Source organism: Enterococcus aquimarinus (assembly GCF_001885765.1).
Lineage (GTDB): Bacteria > Bacillota > Bacilli > Lactobacillales > Enterococcaceae > Enterococcus_I > Enterococcus_I aquimarinus.
In genome coordinates, this window is the sequence record NZ_JXKD01000004.1 from 25026 (window position 1) to 43293 (window position 18268).

An 18268-nucleotide genomic window follows, 5' to 3' on the forward strand; every position below is an offset into this window, starting at 1 on the left:
TGATGAAGCAGTATTTTTCAACGTGTAGCCATCATGCCTACTTTTGAGGTGTTGGCACTAAGAAAATAAAAGATGAGGTGAAAGAGATGCTCATTCGAGAAATACAAGAAAAAGATAACCAAGCAGTCGAGCACCTCATTCGGACATGTTTAATCGAATTTGAGGCTGATAAAGAAGGTTGTGCTTGGTCAGATCCGCAATTAGGTGTGTTCTCAGAAGTTTATCAACCAGAAAAATCGTGCTATTGGGTAGTGGAAATGGCCGGCGATATTGTTGCAGGATGCGGAATCGGTCCTGTTGAAAGCAAACCGAATGTGTGCGAATTACAAAAAATGTATGCTTTCAAAGAAGCCAGAGGAACGGGAATTGCTAGTCAATTACTCGGAATCGCGCTCGCATTTGCCAAACAGTTTTATGAGGAGTGTTATCTGGAAACCTTTAGCAATATGGAAGCTGCGAATCAATTTTATCAAAAAAACGGCTTTATTGCCTTATCCTCACCACTCGTTGAAACACCTCACTACGCGTGTGACAAGTGGTATCTGAAACGTTTGTAAGCAACATCAGAGATGATAAAAGTCGTGTTATTCTTAGAAGTTAGCGGCGCTACAGGCTCACACTTGATTCTTTTAATTGCGAGCTTGTAGCGAAGTGTTTCGAAAGAATCATCGAATGTTGTCTAAATACCCACGAAATATTTGTATAAATGAAACAGGCTACGACTTTTGTCACTGCTTGTTTCATTTTTTTGATGATTGTAAGAGGGTGAGGGGCAGCAAAGATTTTGAAGAGATAACGATGATTATCAGGCGCGATGCTTGTATCAAAAGGCGCTATCCTTTATGATTGAAAAGGAGAAATGACAGGAATGCTATTGAAAAAGGAGATACGAATGAAATGACCCATGCACTCGAAATAACCGATTTAAAAAAAGTTTACGCGACGGGAATGGAAGCCTTAAAAGGGATTGATTTAACAGTCGAAGAAGGGGACTTCTATGCCCTTTTAGGCCCAAACGGCGCAGGAAAGTCTACCACCATTGGCATTGTGACCTCGCTCGTGAACAAAACAGCAGGTCAAGTGAAAGTTTTTGGTTATGATATTGATACGCAATTGGTTCAAGCCAAACAACAAATTGGGCTAGTTCCACAAGAGTTTAACTTTAACCCTTTTGAAACGGTCGAACAAATTGTGGTGAACCAAGCAGGCTATTACGGTGTCCCACGGAAAGAAGCACTCAAGCGGAGTGAGAAATATTTGAAACAATCGAATCTGTGGGAAAAACGCCATGTCCGCGCACGGATGTTATCAGGTGGGATGAAGCGTCGTCTGATGATTGCACGTGCGTTGATGCATGAACCGAAGCTATTAATTTTAGATGAACCGACTGCCGGAGTCGACATCGAATTACGCCGTGACATGTGGGAATTCTTACGAGAATTAAATGAACACGGCACGACGATTATCTTAACAACTCATTATTTAGAAGAAGCCGAAATGTTATGCCGTAATATCGGGATTATTCAATCAGGACGAATGATTGAGAATACAAGTATGAAGAAATTACTCGCAAAATTACAATACGAAACGTTCATTTTTGATTTAGCACCCTCCCAAGTGGCACCGGTCATTACCGGTTATCCTTCTTATTTAGAAGATGAGTTGACGTTGGTAGTAGAGGTCGAACGCGATCAAGGGATCAATGCGATTTTTGACCAATTGATTGCCCAGGGCATAAAAGTATTGTCCATGCGTAATAAATCAAATCGTTTAGAAGAGTTATTTTTGAAAATTACAGAAGAGAAAGAGCAAGTGGGGGCTAGTCATGTTTAATCTTTATTTTACTGCATTAAAAAGTTTAGCAATTAAGGAAACCAATCGTTATTTACGGATTTGGGTCCAAACGTTAGTACCACCAGTCATCACAACGTCCATGTATTTCGTGATCTTTGGCAATTTAATTGGGGGTCGAATTGGTGAAATGGACGGCTTTTCGTATATGGAATTTATCGTGCCAGGCTTGATTATGATGTCTGTCATTACAAGTTCGTATTCGAATGTCGCATCCTCTTTCTTCTCACAAAAGTTCCAAAAAAATATTGAAGAATTATTGATTGCTCCTGTCCCAACGCATGTGATCATCTGGGGCTTTGTGATTGGCGGTTTAGGCCGGAGTATCTTAGTAGGTACGTTAGTTACGGTCATCTCATTGTTTTTCGTGCCGCTGAATGTCTATTCGTGGGGCATTGTTGTTGCGACATTACTGATGACAGGCATATTATTTTCACTCGCTGGGTTATTAAATGGCGTCTTTGCTCAAAGTTATGATGATGTCTCAATCGTTCCGACTTTTGTCTTGCAACCATTAACTTATTTAGGTGGCGTCTTTTATGCAATCTCGATGTTACCGCCTTTTTGGCAAGCTGTTTCCAAAATCAATCCAATCGTTTACATGATTTCAGGTTTTCGGTATGGCTTTTTAGGAATAACGGATGTTTCAATTATTAGTTCCATGACGATCTTGATTGGTTTTATTGTCGTTCTTTATACGATTTGTTGGCAATTAATCGAACGTGGTCGTGGATTAAGAAGTTAACCTTGTAACGAAGAACTCTTTTTTGTCCTATTACCTATTAAACGAAACTTCTTCTAGTATTAACGTAGAAAAGATTGTTAAAAAAATAGGCTCTTCACTAAATGGTGTTGATGGAATCTCGCGCTCCCCTACGAAAAATCGCCTTGTGTGAGGAGCTGCGAGACCGCATCGAGCCTGTAGTCTCTCAGCTCGAAAGCTTCAAACTCTAGGTAAGTGCTCAAGCACAAACCTAGAGTAATTCACATTTCGTCTTTTGACGCAGCTGACACAAATCGTTTTTCTGCGATCCGCTAGTGTCTAATATCTTTTTGGTGCTTATTTTGTCAATATTTGAAAGAAATGATAAAAGAAAATAGTTTAATGATAATCCCGTCATCGCTAATAATAAACTATCCTAAATAAAGTGTTGGAGAAAGATACGGACATCAGTTATCAACACTAGAAAGTTATACAACCAAAAAATAAAACAACATACGCACTAAACGCCTAATAGAGGATATAAAAGAAAAAGTGAATTTGCTTCGTTAAAATGGTTTTGAATAAAGCTTGATAAACGACGAGTGCTAAAAAAACAGTAACGATGTATTCAATGAAATGAAAGCTGATTCGAATGGCACGATTATTTTCAATCATGAATGCGTGTCCTCCTTTAATCGTGATGAGTGCGAATGAGTGATAATCCACGTTCTTATTTCTTTATTATGCATCAAATAAATGTATCGGATGAAGATTTCATGACAAATAGCGGGAGTCGTAATTGTTAATTTAAATGATTCTTGTTACAATTAATTAGTAAGCAAGAAGGTTCGAGTAGCGAGAATATAAGATTTTTTTTGTTGTACAGTTTAGCACGACATGTTGAAAATAAGAGGAGATATCACAGAATGAGAAATATTAAATTAACGATTGAATACGATGGTCGCCGTTACTTGGGTTGGCAAAGACTTGGGGATTCTGACAAAACGATCCAAGGGAAAATCGAAGGAGTCCTAAAACAGATCTTAGAAGAAGATGAGATTGAAATCATTGGTTCGGGTCGTACAGATGCAGGCGCCCACGCGCGAGGACAAGTGGCCAACTTTAAAACAGAAAACGAGATGTCATTAGCGAAGATGACTGAGCTGCTAAATCGTTATTTACCGCGGGATATTATCGCAAAAAAAGTCGAAGAAGTACCCGATCGTTTCCACGCACGTTACAATGCAAAAGCGAAAAAATATAGTTACTACGTTTGGGATAACATGATTCCATCCGCTTTTGAAGGATTCCATAGTTTTTATTATCCAGAAGATTTGGATATGGAAAAAATGCAACAAGCCTGCCAAAAACTAATTGGGACGCATGATTTCATTGGTTTTTCATCCCTGAAAAAATCAAAAAAATCAACTGTCCGCACAATTGACGAAATTTCGATTGACCGCGAAGGCGATTTATTACACTTTACGTTTGTGGGCGAAGGTTTCTTGTACAACATGGTTCGCATTATGATGGGCACCATTTTAGAAATCGGAGCAGGTAAATTACCATTAAGCGCGATTGATGAAGTATTCGCTAAAAAAGTCAGAGCAGATGCCGGCATGACGGTACCCGCGCAAGGACTATTTTTAGATGAAGTGTATTATAACTAATCCATCAAATGAGAGGATAGCCGATTTTCTTTGATAGAGAGTCGGTTTTTTTTACCTCAAAAGTTAACGTTTACATCAATTCGTTCTTATGTAATATTAAATTCAAGTTTAAAAGGATTGTGACTGTTCGGCAGGCAAAACCTAAATTGATAAAAGGTCAGTTAAAACAGGAGGCGACGTTGCTTCAGGTTTTAGTGGAGCTTTCGTCAATTTAGGTTTTTTCTTTATCCACGATAAGGAAGGAGGAGGAATGCATCGTAAACGATACAACTCGAAAGTTGAAATGATCGATCGGATTTTTTAAAAGAGAGAATGAGAAGTTGCTTGGCAATTCGTCAAGTTAAATGATTAAACAGTCGTTTGAGAGGAGAATAATAAATGGGATTTAGAAAAGATTTTTTATGGGGTGGCGCAACAGCTGCCAATCAATGTGAAGGTGGGGATGATCAAGATGGCCGCGGATTAGCGAACGTCGATTTAGCGCCAACTGGAAAGGATCGCTTCCGTGTCATTACAGGAGAAAAGAAAATGTTTACGTTTGACGAAGAACATTATTATCCTGCAAAGGAAGGAATCCATATGTATCATCGTTACAAAGAGAATATTGCGTTGTCCGGTGAGATGGGCTTTAAAACGTACCGTCTTTCAATTGCTTGGAGTCGTATTTTTCCTAAAGGGTATGAACAAGAACCGAATGAAGAAGGGTTAGCATTTTACGAGAATATTTTTCTTGAATGTCGTAAATATGGGATTGAACCACTCGTAACGATTATACACTTTGATTGTCCAATGCACTTGGTGGAGCAATATGGCGCATGGCGTAACCGTAAGCTAGTTGGCTTTTATGAAAACCTTAGTCGTGTGATCTTTAATCGTTATAAAGGACTAGTCAAATATTGGTTAACATTTAATGAAATCAACATGATTTTACATGCACCATTCATGGGTGCAGGGTTGTACTTTGAAGAGGATGATAATAAAGAACAAGTAAAATATCAAGCTGCCGACCACGAATTATTAGCAAGTGCGATTGCGACGAAAATCGCGCATGAAGTAGACCCAGAAAATCAAGTGGGTTGTATGTTAGCTGCTGGAACTAATTATGCTTGCAGCTGTAAACCAGAAGATGTATGGGCTGCGAAGAAAGCAGATCGCAAACGAAGAAAAAATCATTTGATTGGTACAAAAAAGTTATCGCAAGCAACGGTGAAGAGTTATAAAACAAAAAAAAACATTCAGGAGAAACACGGATTCACGTGTTCTTCTGAATGTTTTTTTTTGGTTTACCACTCTCTAGGTTCGTAGTTTAATTCTCTAAACAGTGCTTCTTTTTCTTTCTTTGATAAATAACGCCATTGTCCAACGGGTAAGTTCCCTAATTGGATGTTCATAATGCGCAACCGTTGTAGACGGTAGACGTTATAGCCCAGTTCTTCACACATTCGGCGAATTTGACGGTTTAAGCCTTGAGTGAGGATGATTTTAAAGTCGTATTTTGATAATTGTTCGACTTCACATGGTAAGGTCGTTGTCCCTAAAATCTTCACACCACTGGCCATCGCTTTTAGAAAGTCAGGGGTAATCGGACGATCAACGGAAACGACATACTCTTTTTCATGTCGACCTTCAGGACGTAGAATCTCATTGACAATATCGCCATCGTTTGTGAGTAAAATTAACCCTTCAGAGTCCTTGTCTAAACGTCCAATATTATAAACACGCGGTGTATGATTGACTAAGTCTGCAATATTCCCACGTACGTTTTTTTCAGTCGTACTTGTAATCCCAACCGGTTTGTTAAGTGCGATGTAGACATTATTTCGCGCAACGTATAGCTCGGCTCCATCGACGAGTACCTGGTCTCCAGGCTCGACTTGGCTTCCAATCGTTGCTTTCTTTCCATTAATCAATACGCGGCCTTCGTTAATTAATTTATCCGCCCCGCGCCGTGATGCTTTACCTGCTTCACTAATATATTTATTAATTCGCATACGTCACTTCCTTTATTTCAGAATTAGTTGTCCTCCTAACTATACTGAATCTCAAAGGGAAATCAAGAGTAAAAATAGGGAAAAAAGGAATGAAGACTTTGCTTATTTTTTTATTGAGTATTTTCATCTTTGTTTTATTTTAGGTTGTTAGTTCTAAAAGAATCTGTTGAATTCTTACCATGGTTTCTTCTGGTAAAGCGTCATAGCCATTATTTTTGGTATTCATTTCTTGGATGAAAGCGAGGCGCCGTTTCATCGCGGTGATAAACTGTTGGCGATAGACAGGTGAATCAAAATCAGGTTGATACCAAGGTACTGGCGAATAACTTAGGCCCTTCACTGGTCCAAAAGGGGTGAAGCCGGCTGTTTCATCGATGATTTTTTCAATCATTTCGAGCGTTACATTTGGAGGGATATTATAACCGTTGAAGGAACCGGTGTTTAGGATATAGCAAGTTGTTTTTTGCTTAGTAAAGAGCTGTTTAAAATGAAGATAATCTTCTGCTAACGGATAACAGCGGAAAGGATTGGCAAAGGGTTCAATGACTAGTGCTTGTAAATCAACATGGTCGGCGACATTTTCAGCACTTGAGCGTTGCGTTGCTAAAGTCGCACCAAAAACCGCAGCTAACATGGGATCGTCAATACGAATAACAGGTGGGAGGCTCTCATCTTTCATAATCCAATAAACGGCGTCGAGCGATTGTGTCAAATGATCGACCCGATTGGGTGTCGCGAAGCGTGATTTCATCGCGCGGCCATTATTGTTCCGAATATCCTCGGTAACGAGTACTTTTTGATGATGTTCATCTAACGTGACACCAACGTTTTGACAAGTCAGCAAGTATTTTACCTGTTCGCTATCCATCGGGTAGTCTTGCGTTTTATCAAAATAGGTAGGTTCCAATGCCGTGGTTGCACCGGTTTCTTGATCAATGATGAATGCATCGTCATGGAGTACTGTAACGTGATACTTTTGCCCATGAGAAGCTAACGTAATCGTTGATTTTCCTGAACCAGAAAGTCCGTAAGTAGCCATTGTATAGGTTTTATTTGCGAGTTGAAATTGTTTTACACCACCGTGGCATGCAAGATAGCCATTGCGATGAGCCGTGGCCCAAGCTAATGTCAAGGTCGCTTTTTTGAGTTCTCCGAAATAACGTAATCCTAAAATTGCAGCGACATTTCGCTTGGGATCAAATAACGTCAGACCGAGTGGATAATCAGGATGGCGCCAATCTGGATCGCAATAAAGATACAAATCATTCTCGTTGTATGGTTGGGACTGTTGATAACGTTGTTGGTATCGTGCATTGAACGGTTGAAAATTCAACAAATAAGCATAAAAATTTGCTTCATAACCGATAGGAACTAAAAGATGTGCCGCCACCATAAAATTTTCATTCAAACCGACGACGACATCCCCGCGGTAATAGTATTTATTCGCCCCTTCAAAAATGGCTTCGCGTAAAAGAGCGCTATACTTTTTTTCATCGACTCCCGGTTGCCCAATCACTCGTCTGGCTGCAGCTGTCCGCCCAACGATCGCGCCATCATTATGGACCAGAATCTTCGCATCTTCGGGCAAGTCTAAGGCCAGTGCTCCTTCAACAGGTAAATCCGTCACGATCACACTTGGACTTTTTCGCGCTAAGTGATAGGCGTCACTTACTAACGAAATTGGCACCACATTATTGCCATAAAAAGCAGTTTCGATGATTGACTTGATACTGGATAAGAGGGGATGATTCTTTTTGATCGCTGTTCGCTTAAATTGCTTGATGGTACTCATTTTTCGCACCTCGCTTTCTTAAAAAAAACCACATTATTTTCTTTATTTTAGCATAAATCAATGGAAATCACGTTTGAGAACCCTTTCGATTATCGTGTATAATAAGAATATCAACAACTTCGCATAACGCGTAGTGAGTCTTTCGTTCCATGAAATGCTGGCGAGGACTACTCATAAAAAGAAAGTAGGAAAGAATATGTCATTAGTTGAAGTGAATTTTGTTTCGAAAACATTAGTTAGAACGGTTACTTTCACAGCCATTATTCCTGTCGAAAATGTCTCTTCAAAAGCAGATGGGACTACTCAAGGTCGCTTAAAAACCTTGTATTTACTCCATGGCGCCTTGGGAAATCATACCGATTATATTTCAGGAACGCGGATTCAACGATGGGCCGAAGACAATAATTTAGCTGTCATTATGCCATCAGGCGAAAATCAATTTTATGTCGATAAACCCCAAAATGGCGAGTTCTATGGTCGCTTTATTGCAGAAGAACTGGTCGAATTCACCCGTAACCTGTTTCCACTTTCTCACAAAAAAGAAGACACGTTCATCGCAGGGCTTTCAATGGGGGGCTATGGTGCATTGGTGAATGGCTTGAAATATCACGAAACATTTAGTCATATCGGTGCTTTTTCGCCAGCGGTCTTTTTAGATCAACTACTATCCGAAGAACCAGCGACTGCCGGAAGTGGCTTGTTTAATCCCGGTTTTTATGATCATGTTTTTGGTGGCATCAAATCCATTAAAAATAGTGACAAAGATTACGAATTTTTAGTCGATGAATTAATCCGTCAAAAACAAGCAATCCCTCAAATTTATTTGCCAATTGGAACAGAAGACTTTTTACTAGATTCTGTTCGAAATTTCCATGAATTTTTAACGAGTCGTGTAGTCCCTCTGACCTATATTGAAGATAAGGGTGGCCATGACTGGGATTTTTGGGATACGTATTTAAAACGCTTTTTAGACTGGTTACCACTGGATGAAAAAAAAGCAAGTCTCAACAGTGGGAATGTGACGGGAGAATCATAAGAATAGTTGCTTCCATTCATGTCATTAGCTAAAAAGTTTGGTATAATACGGTGAATGAGAAATGGAAGGTGTTAATGATGAACCATAATGACCGCTTAACGCGTTTGCGCTACGCACTGGATATTCGAGATATTGATATGATTAAAATTTTCGAATTTGGTGGCGTGACTGTCACAAAAGAAGAAGTACGCGAGATGTTGAAGAAGAAAGATGAAGAAAATTACGAGATAGAATTAACCGATGAGAATTTTGAACGCTTCTTAAACGGGATGATTATTTCGCAACGTGGTCCTCGCGAAGGCAACGAAGAGCCGATTTTTGAACTGCACAAAGGAAATGCCAACAATTTATTGCTGAAAAAATTGAAAATCGCACTCTCTTTGACAAGTGATGATATGTTGAATCTGCTAGATGAAGCAGGAGTTCGAGTCTCTAAAGGTGAGTTGAGTGCTATTTTACGCAAAGAGGGACATCGCAACTACAAACCGTGTGGAGATCGCTATGCACGTAATTTCTTAAAGGGCTTAATGCTGCGTTATCGCGACTAATCGTAATATCTTCATTCTTTAGGATTTCAAGAAGCAAGGAAAGAGTGCTAGAAAGGTAGAGTTTCTACTTTTTTAGCGCTCTTTGCGTTTTGTTGGAAAAATTTATTTTATTTACTGAAAAAAATGCAGATATTCCTACTTTACATTTATTTTTTCCTCTCTCCTGTAGTATACTTTTACTATCAATAAAAAGGAGTGATACCATGATAAAAGTTGCAATTGTCGGTTACGGAAATTTAGGACGTGGCGTTGAGCGTTCGCTGAAACAAAACCCAGATATGGAGTTAGTCGGTGTGTTTACAAGAAGAGCACCGGAAACCGTTGAAACAGACGGTGCAACAGCTTATCATATGCAGGACTTAGTAGCGAAAAAAAATGAGATTGATGTCTGTATCTTATGCGGTGGTTCCGCAACAGATTTACCCGTTCAGACACCAGAAATCACGCAACACTTTAATACGGTCGATAGTTTTGATACACACGCGAAAATACCAGAACATTTTGCGGCAGTCGATCAAGTGGCAAAAGAAAATCACACAGTATCAGTGATTTCCACTGGTTGGGATCCAGGTTTATTTAGTTTAAACCGTTTATATGCGCAAGCGATTTTACCACAAGGCGAAACGTATACGTTTTGGGGGAAAGGCGTGAGCCAGGGCCACTCAGATGCGTTAAGAAGAATTGAGGGAATTGCAGATGCGACGCAATATACCATTCCGAATACGGAAATCATTGAACGATTAAAAGCCGGCGAAAAACTAACCTTAACCACGCGTGATAAACATTTACGTGAGTGTTTTGTGGTCTTAGAAGAAGGCGCCGATGAGGAAAAAATTACGGAAGAAATCGTGACGATGCCCAACTACTTTTCGGATTACGACACAACGGTTCATTTTATTTCTCAAGAAGAACTGAATCGTGATCATAAAGCAGCTCCTCATGGTGGGACCGTGTTACATACTGGAACTACGCATGAGAATACGAAACAAGTCATTGAATATCGTTTAGATTTGGAAAGTAATCCTGAGTTTACTGCGAGTGTCTTAGTAGCGTATGCCAGAGCGGCTGTTCGCTTAGCAAACGAAAAACAATTTGGTGCCTTTACCGTCTTAGACATTGCACCAAAATATTTATCACCAATCGATGTGGAAACACTTCGTAAAGAGTTATTGTAAAAATCACCTATAAAAATGGCAATCCTCCAAATTTAATTAAAAGGGGATTGTCGTTTTTTGTATTTAAAGAAAGGTTAAAATTTCAAGCGTTAGAAAGATTGATTGGTTTTTTTTGAAATTTTCAGGCTCTTCACCAAATAATGTGGATGACATTTCGCGCTACCCTATGAAAAATCGCCTTGTGTGGGGGCTGCGAGACCGCATCGAGCCTGTAGTCTCTCAGCTCGAAAGCTTCAAACTCTAGGTAAGTGCTAAAGCACAAACCTAGAGTAATTCACATTTCGTCTTTTGACGCAGCTGACACAGGATGTTTTTCTCAGGTCCGCTAGTATTTCAACTCTTTTTGATGGCTATTTCGTCAAACAATGAAAGAAATGATAAAAGATAATGTTTAAGCGATGAGTCTATCATCAAAAAAAATAATCTATCCGAAAAAAATGTTGAGGAATAATACGAATTTTAGTCATCAACACTAAAAGTTATACAGCCAATTTTCATTCGGTTAGTAAAAAATGGTCGTGTACTGTGTTACCTTAGAGGACTTTTGAAGGATACAATCAGATTGCTAAACTGCACATTTGTCTGGTGTTTTCTGAAGCTATAAAAGTATATTTGACCATTCAGGCATCAATTTCAACCGTTCAGGGTGAAATTGATCATAAACAATCTCTTTGTGTTAAGATTAATACGCTAAAAAAATAAAGTGGTAGAAAGAAGGAATTCAAATGTAATCACGAATAAAATTATTACAACAATAAGGTTGTTCGTGATCATGTTATCATCATTAATTTTACCAACCAGACAGGTATCTGTATTATATGCAAATGACATATCTGAAAATGTAAATAATCTATATGAAGAAATTTTATCTAATCAAATAGCCTTATAAGAGATATCTCACTTACTAGGAGAGCTCTTCAGCAGATTTTATTGTGAGATTCCTAGTACCATAGAAAACTACCAAAAATTAGGATACGCTAATTTTACTTACAGTTCTTGTGCTAGAGATAAGGCCTGTCTTGGCACAAAGATAACTAGAATTATAGAATTTATGGTAGTAAGTATGATTGCTCTAATTCTGGGGAGTCTTGTAAAAATTGACTTAGCACTATATGATGTAGGTCAATTACTTAAAGATCAAAAAGCTCATATCTGGTCAGTTTCGAAACTTAGAAACATAGTAGCTAAAACACTTGTTGGATATGAAGCTATAAATGGACAATGAACAAAAGTAAATTATTATTCTGATAGTAAGAGAACCAAACTTATTAATACTATCAATGAAACATATTGGGGTGGATAAAAATGAAAAAGTCTGGGAAAGTAACCGCCATAGTAATTCCTTTGTTTATAGTACTCTATCTTTTACCTTATAGTACTGAAAAAAAGTGGTTGTCTATTATTTTAGGAGTATTTTATTTAGTTAGTTTGGCATATTACTATAAAAAAGAGAAAGATTTTTACTAATAGAATATAGAAAGGATGTTTACTTGATGAAATTAAGTGTATTAGACCAAGGGATTATTGCAAAAGGTGAGACTGCTGAGCAAGCACTCGCTCAAACAGTGGCCTTGGCAAAAGCAGTAGATGAATTAGAGTATCACCGGATTTGGTATTCCGAACATCATTCGAGTCGTGGCCTGGCAAGTACTGCCCCTGAAATCGTCGTCGCGCATATTGCTTCTGTTACCAAAAATATTCGTGTCGGGACAGGTGGCGTCATGTTAATGCATTATGCGCCATATAAAGTTGCGGAAGTTTTTAATACGTTAGCGACGTTGCATCCGCATCGGATTGATCTGGGAATTGGTCGAGCTCCTGGGGGCGATTACGGTGCCATGTTGGCGTTGTCTCAAGGGAAAAGACCCGAACTAGACAATATCTATGAAAAAATCGAAGAAACATTGCAATACATGAATCAAAAGCATCCGAATACTCAAGCGTTTGCCGGCCCAATCGCATCCTCTTTACCGGAAGCGTGGTTACTTGGGTCGAGTGGGAATAGTGCTCGCCAAGCTGCAGAATTAGGAATGGGGTATTCTTATGCGCACTTTATCGGTGGACAATTGGAGACGACCATTTTTGAACAGTATCGTCACCATTTCACACCTTCCTATTTTATGGAAAAACCCCAAATGAATGTGGGCTATGCGACGATTACGGCAGATTCGAAAGAAGAGGCTGAATTTGAAGCGGCTAGTTTGGATTTAATGTTTTTGAATATCGAAAAAGGAATTTCAGGTCCGCTAGTCTCTCCGGAAGAAGCTTTAAGTCGACCTTACAGTGAGATGGATAAAATGCGTATAGAAGCCAATCGTCGTCGGATGATAGTCGGTACAACGAAAGAAGTGGCTGAAACCTTAAGACAAAATGAACAAAAATATGGTATTCAAGAAGCGATGATTGTAGCGATTCATTATTCGAGAACGTCTCGCTTAAAGACGTATCAGTCCTTGGCAAAAGAATTTGGTTTGCTTTCATAAGTCCCTTACATTAAAATTAAATGAATCTTTATCGTTGACTTTCATTTTATTCTCATGTAATATGATTTCAAATCAAATAAAAAGCGATACAAAAGAGAAGTAACTTTAGATAGACTTTGCAGAGAGCTGATGGTGGTGAGAATCGGTAAGTCAATAGAGCGAAATGGACTTTTGTGCTGAAAGACTGAAAATAGTAGGTTTTTTCCGGGAACTCCCGTTAACGAGGAAGAGTATTATGTGATACTTGAGAGAGAAAATGAGAGAGAAACTTTCATTCATTGAGGTGGCACCGTGAATTCATCGCCCTCAACCATGCGGATATTTAGCATGGTTGAGGGTGTTTTTTTTCAATAATATTTCAATAATAATAGAAAGAAATCATAACTAAGAAGAGTAGTCAAAGAATGCGATGTTGTAGAGAGTCTGCGTTTGGTGAGAAGCAGATACATCCGCTTTGGTGAATGGGCTTGGTAGAAGAATCCTTGAAAGAAAAGTAGGGGATTTCCGGGAACTCCCGTTATAGAGAAAGATTGTTGATAGACAGTCGATAGAGATCATAAGAGCCTTTTGGTTGTTATGAATTGAGGTGGTACCGCGTATTTTCGCCCTCAAACACATGCTTTTAAGCATGTGTTTGAGGGCTTTTTTTATTACATTGAGGGAGTGTGTACAGATGAGGAAAATCAAAAAAATGAATGGTGATTGTGTCACGCCAGTTTCGGCTTTTTTACGAATTCGAGGAAAAAATAAATGTTTACTAGAAAGTATCCCTCGAGAAAAAGAGACGAGTCGCTATTCGATTATTGCCTATGATCCTGTGTTAGAACTGCAATATCAAGAAGGGACTTTTATAGTTAGCAATCAATTAACTGGTACGAGCAAAACGTATCAGACAACCGATCCGTTGAAGGAAATTGAACGATATGTCTTAAAAGAGACGGCGTTACTCGAAGACTTACCTTTTCAAGGAGGAGCGATTGGCTACGTGGGCTATGATGTGATTGCTTGTTATGAAGACATTGGAACATTGCCACCCGATGAACTAGCGATTCCGGCACTCGATTTATTATTGTTTGAACGCTTCGTGATTTTCGATCATCAGACAGAAGAAATGACCTTGGTCGTTGAGAATACATATAGTGATTGTGGTGAAGCGGAGTTAGAGAGTCAACTCGAAATGTTAGCTAGAGAATTAGGGACGCCAACGCCCAAAGAACAAGCACCGTTAGCCGATGAAACGTTACATTTTACGAGTAATTTTACGCAAGAAGCGTTTGAAGCGGTCGTTCAAGAAGCCAAAGACTTAATCACAGCGGGTGATCTCTTCCAAGTTGTGCCTTCTCAACGCCTACGAGCTCGTTTTAAACAAAGTCCTTTTGATTATTACCGGAAATTACGTTTGTCGAATCCTTCTGCCTACTTATATTATTTAGATTTTAACGAAACCACCAAAGTCATTGGGACATCACCAGAAAGTCTCGTACAAGTCAAAGGAGAGAAAGTCTCGACGAATCCGATTGCCGGGACCAGAAAACGGGGCGCCACTAAAGCAGAAGATAATCGTTTGGCAGAAGAATTACTAAATGATGAAAAAGAACGAGCAGAGCATTTGATGTTGATTGATTTAGGACGAAACGATATCGGTCAAATTGCTGAGATTGGGAGTGTGACGGTGCCGCTTTATATGGTGATTGAAAAATATCGTTATGTGATGCATATTGTATCTCTCGTTGAAGGCCGGTTGAAAAAAGGCTTAAGTGCAATGGACGCCTTAAAAGCGACGTTGCCAGCAGGAACCGTGAGTGGAGCGCCAAAAATTCGCGCAATGACGCGCATTTATCAATGGGAACCGGTTCGTCGAGGGGTATATGCGGGGGCAGTCGGGTATTTTTCGCAAGACAATCAAGCGGATTTTGCGATTGGGATTCGGACTCTCGTTTTAAAAGACCAAATGGCGTACGTACAAGCAGGAGCCGGAATCGTCTATGATTCCGATCCGACTTCTGAATATTTTGAGACGTTACAAAAAGCCAAAGCCCTCTTGGAGGTGGGAAAGAAATGATTTTAGTCGTAGATAATTATGATTCGTTTACCTTTAATTTAGTGCAGCAATTTAAAGACCAACCAATCATCGTCCTAAGAAATGATGATCCGACGTTATTCGAAGTCGCAAAAGAGGCTCGCGGGATTGTCCTATCGGCCGGACCGGGCCATCCAGCAGAGGCGGGTTTTCTAAAAGCAATCATCGAAAGATTTTATCAAACAACTCCGATTTTAGGGATTTGTTTAGGCCATCAAGCGATTGGGGAAGTCTTTGGGGGAACGATTACGAAAGCTGCGAACATCATGCACGGCAAACAATCGCTGGTGACGTATCGTCCGATGGGAGTCTTCCAGGCGTTAGAGGGCGAATTACAAGTTATGCGTTATCATTCTTTAGTGATTGATCCAAAGACGTTTCCACACGAAGTACTAGAACAAGTTGCGGAGACGCCCGATGCAATTATGGCGATTCAACACAAAGAATTTCCGGTGTTTGGATTACAATTTCATCCCGAATCATTAGGAACACCAAAGGGCCAAGCGTTCATTCAGCGATTTATCGAGATTGTGGAGGAGAGTCAATGAAAAAAATATTTGAACAATTATATAGAGGCGAACACTTATCATTTGAGGAAATGGCCGCGATAGCAGAAACGATTTTTAATGGCCAACTGTCTGAAGGTCAATTAGGTGCATTCCTTGTTGCTTTAAAGTATAACGGCGTCAATGTTGCCGAACTTTCAGCGTTAGCGCAAGTCATGCAAAAAAACGCGGTAACGATTACGAACGCTCCCCTCAATTCCATGGATAATTGTGGAACGGGTGGCGATCACTCCAACAGTTTTAACATTTCAACGACAGCGGCTTTTGTCTTAGCAGCAGGTGGCATTGTGATGGCCAAACATGGCAATCGTAGTATTTCTAGTCGTTCAGGAAGTGCAGATACGTTAGAAGTATTAGGGATTCGTTTAGACGCGACACCAGAAGAACTAGGCGCGCTACTCAATCAGGTTGGGATTGCATTTTTGTTTGCTCCAGCTATGCATCCGAGCATGAGAGCCGTCATGAAAATTCGGCAGGAATTGGCAACACCGACTATTTTTAATTTAATTGGTCCGCTGATTAATCCCGTACCATTAGAAACCCAATTGATGGGCACTTACGCAGGAGAAACTCTAGTCGAGACGGCCTTAACGTTAGGAAATTTAGGGCGTAAACAAGCAATCGTCATTCATGGTGCAGGTGGGATGGACGAAGCTAATTTATCGGGTACAACGCAGTGCGCGATGCTCCGAAACGGTCAAGTACACGAATTTAAATTAGTGCCAGAAGAATATGGCTTTAGCCCAACACCGATGAGTGCCATTACCGGTGGGAGTCCCAAAGAAAACGCTGAAATTTTACGCAATGTCTTAAAAAACCAACCCTCTCCTTATCTAGAGACTGTCGTGTTAAATGCCGGATTGGGCTTTTATGCGAATGGCAAAGTAACGAGTCTCGCTGATGGTTTTACTCTAGCCAGAGAATGCCTAGCTACGGGAGCGGCGTTCAATAAATTAGAAGCCCTTATCCAAGCGCAAAAATAGGAGGAAGTCGCATGAATTTTTTAGAGAAAATCCTTGCTGAAAAAGCAATTGAAGTAGAAAACATGCCGTTAGAAGAAGTAAAGCAAGTGAAGACACGACCTTCATTTTATGAAACGGTTAAAAAGAGTCCAGAAAAAGTCCATTTACTCGGTGAAATTAAACGAGCCTCTCCATCAAAAGGGAATATTAATACCGAAATCGATATTTTAGCACAGGCGAAGAAGTATCAAACAGCCGGTGTGAGCGGAATTTCCGTTTTGACCGATGAAGTCTTTTTCAAAGGAAGCATCGAAGATTTGAAATCGGTCAGTGAAGTGGTCGATGTTCCTTTGCTTTGTAAAGATTTTATTATTGATCAAAAGCAGCTGATTCGTGCTAAGAATGCTGGAGCAAGCATGATTTTATTAATTGTAGCGGCGTTAACAAAAGAAAAATTAACTGAACTGTATCGTGCAGCGCGAGCGCTCGATTTAGAAGTCTTAGTTGAGACGCATGACGGGGAGGAATTAGCGATTGCTCAAGCGTTAGGCGCAACAATCATTGGGGTCAATAATCGGAGTTTAAAAACTTTTGACGTTTCAATTGCAACAAGTGAAACGTTAGCCCCAGAACCAAGCGAAATTTTATATATTAGCGAATCAGGATTTAAAACCGCGGATGATGTAGCCCGAGTAGCCAAAGCCTATGACGCAGTGTTAGTCGGAGAAACGCTAATGCGCGCTGAAAAGGCGAAAGAAGTAGCACAAGCGCTACAAGTGAGTCGCGTATGACGAAGGTGAAAATTTGTGGCTTAATGGATCAAGTCACGGTCGATGAAACGGTTCAGGCGGGGGCAGATTACCTGGGCTTTGTTTTTGCCAAAAGCAAACGAAACATCACACCTGAGAAAGTTCGAGCCATCACCCGAAATGTACCCGAGAAAGTCAAGATAGTGGGTGTATTTGTTTCGCCAAGTTTGAAGGAACTGGAAGCCGTCATTCGGATCGCGAAACTTGATTTGGTCCAAATTCATGGAGAGTTGTTCCCAGAAATCGTGTCGCGCATCTCTATCCCTGTGATTCAAAGTTTCGATGGTCAAAGTCCTGAACTCCCCTCCTTACTCGCTAGTAGTACCGCTGATTTTTACCTACTGGATGCCCCGATTACGAATGAAACCTATGCAGGGGGCAACGGCAAGACTTTCGATTGGCAAAAAATCAGTTCAGAAAGTCAAAAACAATTAAAGAAAAAACCATTTTTTATTGCCGGAGGATTAACCCAAGCCAATGTGACAGAAGCGATTCAATTCTTTGAACCCTTTGCAGTTGATGTCTCAAGCAGTGTGGAAACAGATGGCGTGAAAGATGTAACGAAAATAAAAGCCTTTATCAAGGCAGTGAAGGAGCAATAA

General features: G+C 40.0%; 18 protein-coding genes, 1 pseudogene and 2 other annotated features. Of the genes and pseudogenes, 16 read left to right on the plus strand and 3 right to left on the minus strand.

Annotated features, from left to right (window positions below; translation table 11 throughout):
* Positions 1 to 86 precede the first annotated feature (86 nt).
* The 3 genes from RU93_RS04125 (at position 87) to RU93_RS04135 (ending at position 2596) form a co-directional block, all read left to right on the plus strand.
* Positions 87 to 557, plus strand: a complete 471-nt coding sequence (locus tag RU93_RS04125; protein WP_071874346.1) for a GNAT family N-acetyltransferase — start codon at positions 87 to 89, stop codon at positions 555 to 557.
* Positions 558 to 897: 340 nt separating this feature from the next.
* Positions 898 to 1833: an ABC transporter ATP-binding protein gene (locus RU93_RS04130; protein WP_071874347.1), complete on the plus strand. Its 936-nt coding sequence runs from the start codon at positions 898 to 900 to the stop codon at positions 1831 to 1833.
* On the plus strand, positions 1826 to 2596 hold the full coding sequence (locus RU93_RS04135) for an ABC transporter permease (RefSeq protein ID WP_071874348.1): 771 nt from the start codon (positions 1826 to 1828) through the stop codon (positions 2594 to 2596). The genes RU93_RS04130 and RU93_RS04135 overlap by 8 nt, the downstream gene beginning before the upstream one ends.
* A gap of 486 nt (positions 2597 to 3082) precedes the next feature.
* On the opposite strand, the gene RU93_RS12055 is transcribed toward RU93_RS04135, so the two are convergent.
* Positions 3083 to 3229, minus strand: coding sequence for a hypothetical protein (locus tag RU93_RS12055; RefSeq protein ID WP_169818086.1), 147 nt, complete (start codon positions 3227 to 3229; stop codon positions 3083 to 3085).
* Positions 3230 to 3480: 251 nt separating this feature from the next.
* Here RU93_RS12055 and truA point away from each other — a divergent pair, with 251 nt between their 5' ends.
* Positions 3481 to 4224 (plus strand): tRNA pseudouridine(38-40) synthase TruA, encoded by a 744-nt coding sequence (gene truA, locus RU93_RS04140; protein WP_071874349.1) that lies wholly within the window; start codon positions 3481 to 3483, stop codon positions 4222 to 4224.
* 378 nt (positions 4225 to 4602) lie between these two features.
* Positions 4603 to 5382 (plus strand): annotated as a pseudogene (locus tag RU93_RS04145) (family 1 glycosylhydrolase); the annotation flags it as partial.
* Positions 5383 to 5507: 125 nt separating this feature from the next.
* On the opposite strand, the gene RU93_RS04150 reads toward RU93_RS04145, so the two are convergent.
* Both RU93_RS04150 and RU93_RS04155 read right to left on the minus strand, forming a co-directional pair.
* Positions 5508 to 6215 carry a pseudouridine synthase gene (locus tag RU93_RS04150; RefSeq protein ID WP_071874350.1) on the minus strand — a complete coding sequence of 236 codons (708 nt, stop codon included), beginning with the start codon at positions 6213 to 6215 and terminating at the stop codon, positions 5508 to 5510.
* 139 nt (positions 6216 to 6354) lie between these two features.
* Entirely contained in the window at positions 6355 to 8007 is a 1653-nt protein-coding gene (locus tag RU93_RS04155; RefSeq protein ID WP_071874351.1) for a phosphoenolpyruvate carboxykinase (ATP), read from the minus strand.
* Between the two features lie 196 nt (positions 8008 to 8203).
* On the opposite strand from RU93_RS04155, the gene RU93_RS04160 reads away from it, so the two are divergent.
* From RU93_RS04160 to RU93_RS04200, 11 genes are all read left to right on the plus strand, one after another.
* Complete coding sequence (locus tag RU93_RS04160; RefSeq protein ID WP_071874352.1) at positions 8204 to 9043, plus strand: alpha/beta hydrolase; 840 nt, start codon at positions 8204 to 8206, stop codon at positions 9041 to 9043.
* 77 nt (positions 9044 to 9120) lie between these two features.
* Positions 9121 to 9591: a YehS family protein gene (locus tag RU93_RS04165; protein ID WP_071874353.1), complete on the plus strand. Its 471-nt coding sequence runs from the start codon at positions 9121 to 9123 to the stop codon at positions 9589 to 9591.
* 203 nt (positions 9592 to 9794) lie between these two features.
* A complete protein-coding gene (locus tag RU93_RS04170; protein WP_071874354.1) occupies positions 9795 to 10766 on the plus strand; it encodes a diaminopimelate dehydrogenase in 972 nt (323 codons plus the stop codon).
* Positions 10767 to 11817: 1051 nt separating this feature from the next.
* On the plus strand, positions 11818 to 11991 hold the full coding sequence (locus RU93_RS12155; RefSeq protein WP_211272553.1) for a hypothetical protein: 174 nt from the start codon (positions 11818 to 11820) through the stop codon (positions 11989 to 11991).
* 80 nt (positions 11992 to 12071) lie between these two features.
* Positions 12072 to 12233, plus strand: coding sequence for a hypothetical protein (locus RU93_RS12060; protein WP_169818087.1), 162 nt, complete (start codon positions 12072 to 12074; stop codon positions 12231 to 12233).
* Positions 12234 to 12259: 26 nt separating this feature from the next.
* The gene (locus RU93_RS04175; protein ID WP_071874355.1) at positions 12260 to 13249 is read left to right on the plus strand and encodes an LLM class flavin-dependent oxidoreductase; all 990 of its coding nucleotides are present in this window, start codon (positions 12260 to 12262) and stop codon (positions 13247 to 13249) included.
* 77 nt (positions 13250 to 13326) lie between these two features.
* Positions 13327 to 13560, plus strand: a binding site (T-box leader).
* A 61-nt stretch (positions 13561 to 13621) separates the two neighbouring features.
* Positions 13622 to 13862 (plus strand) — a binding site (T-box leader).
* Positions 13863 to 13922: 60 nt separating this feature from the next.
* Positions 13923 to 15311: an anthranilate synthase component I gene (gene trpE / locus RU93_RS04180; protein WP_071874356.1), complete on the plus strand. Its 1389-nt coding sequence runs from the start codon at positions 13923 to 13925 to the stop codon at positions 15309 to 15311.
* Positions 15308 to 15877 carry an anthranilate synthase component II gene (locus RU93_RS04185; RefSeq protein WP_071874357.1) on the plus strand — a complete coding sequence of 190 codons (570 nt, stop codon included), beginning with the start codon at positions 15308 to 15310 and terminating at the stop codon, positions 15875 to 15877. Before trpE ends, RU93_RS04185 begins: the two co-directional genes overlap by 4 nt.
* Positions 15874 to 16878: an anthranilate phosphoribosyltransferase gene (trpD, locus tag RU93_RS04190; RefSeq protein WP_071874358.1), complete on the plus strand. Its 1005-nt coding sequence runs from the start codon at positions 15874 to 15876 to the stop codon at positions 16876 to 16878. Before RU93_RS04185 ends, trpD begins: the two co-directional genes overlap by 4 nt.
* Positions 16879 to 16889: 11 nt before the next feature.
* Positions 16890 to 17648 (plus strand): indole-3-glycerol phosphate synthase TrpC, encoded by a 759-nt coding sequence (gene trpC / locus RU93_RS04195; RefSeq protein WP_071874359.1) that lies wholly within the window; start codon positions 16890 to 16892, stop codon positions 17646 to 17648.
* Complete coding sequence (locus RU93_RS04200; RefSeq protein ID WP_071874360.1) at positions 17645 to 18268, plus strand: phosphoribosylanthranilate isomerase; 624 nt, start codon at positions 17645 to 17647, stop codon at positions 18266 to 18268. The genes trpC and RU93_RS04200 overlap by 4 nt, the downstream gene beginning before the upstream one ends.

Excerpts from the sequence above, each read along its gene's own strand:
- trpD (WP_071874358.1), top strand. The coding sequence starts at position 15,874 with ATGAAAAAAATATTTGAACAATTATATAGAGGCGAACACTTATCATTT.
- RU93_RS04185 (WP_071874357.1), top strand. The coding sequence starts at position 15,308 with ATGATTTTAGTCGTAGATAATTATGATTCGTTTACCTTTAATTTAGTG.
- RU93_RS12155 (WP_211272553.1), top strand. The coding sequence starts at position 11,818 with ATGGTAGTAAGTATGATTGCTCTAATTCTGGGGAGTCTTGTAAAAATT.
- RU93_RS12060 (WP_169818087.1), top strand. The coding sequence starts at position 12,072 with ATGAAAAAGTCTGGGAAAGTAACCGCCATAGTAATTCCTTTGTTTATA.
- RU93_RS04155 (WP_071874351.1), bottom strand. The coding sequence starts at position 8,007 with ATGAGTACCATCAAGCAATTTAAGCGAACAGCGATCAAAAAGAATCAT.
- RU93_RS04135 (WP_071874348.1), top strand. The coding sequence starts at position 1,826 with ATGTTTAATCTTTATTTTACTGCATTAAAAAGTTTAGCAATTAAGGAA.
- RU93_RS04130 (WP_071874347.1), top strand. The coding sequence starts at position 898 with ATGACCCATGCACTCGAAATAACCGATTTAAAAAAAGTTTACGCGACG.
- truA (WP_071874349.1), top strand. The coding sequence starts at position 3,481 with ATGAGAAATATTAAATTAACGATTGAATACGATGGTCGCCGTTACTTG.
- RU93_RS04165 (WP_071874353.1), top strand. The coding sequence starts at position 9,121 with ATGAACCATAATGACCGCTTAACGCGTTTGCGCTACGCACTGGATATT.
- RU93_RS04200 (WP_071874360.1), top strand. The coding sequence starts at position 17,645 with ATGACGAAGGTGAAAATTTGTGGCTTAATGGATCAAGTCACGGTCGAT.
- RU93_RS04175 (WP_071874355.1), top strand. The coding sequence starts at position 12,260 with ATGAAATTAAGTGTATTAGACCAAGGGATTATTGCAAAAGGTGAGACT.
- trpC (WP_071874359.1), top strand. The coding sequence starts at position 16,890 with ATGAATTTTTTAGAGAAAATCCTTGCTGAAAAAGCAATTGAAGTAGAA.
- RU93_RS04150 (WP_071874350.1), bottom strand. The coding sequence starts at position 6,215 with ATGCGAATTAATAAATATATTAGTGAAGCAGGTAAAGCATCACGGCGC.
- RU93_RS04160 (WP_071874352.1), top strand. The coding sequence starts at position 8,204 with ATGTCATTAGTTGAAGTGAATTTTGTTTCGAAAACATTAGTTAGAACG.
- RU93_RS04170 (WP_071874354.1), top strand. The coding sequence starts at position 9,795 with ATGATAAAAGTTGCAATTGTCGGTTACGGAAATTTAGGACGTGGCGTT.
- RU93_RS04125 (WP_071874346.1), top strand. The coding sequence starts at position 87 with ATGCTCATTCGAGAAATACAAGAAAAAGATAACCAAGCAGTCGAGCAC.
- trpE (WP_071874356.1), top strand. The coding sequence starts at position 13,923 with ATGAGGAAAATCAAAAAAATGAATGGTGATTGTGTCACGCCAGTTTCG.
- RU93_RS12055 (WP_169818086.1), bottom strand. The coding sequence starts at position 3,229 with ATGATTGAAAATAATCGTGCCATTCGAATCAGCTTTCATTTCATTGAA.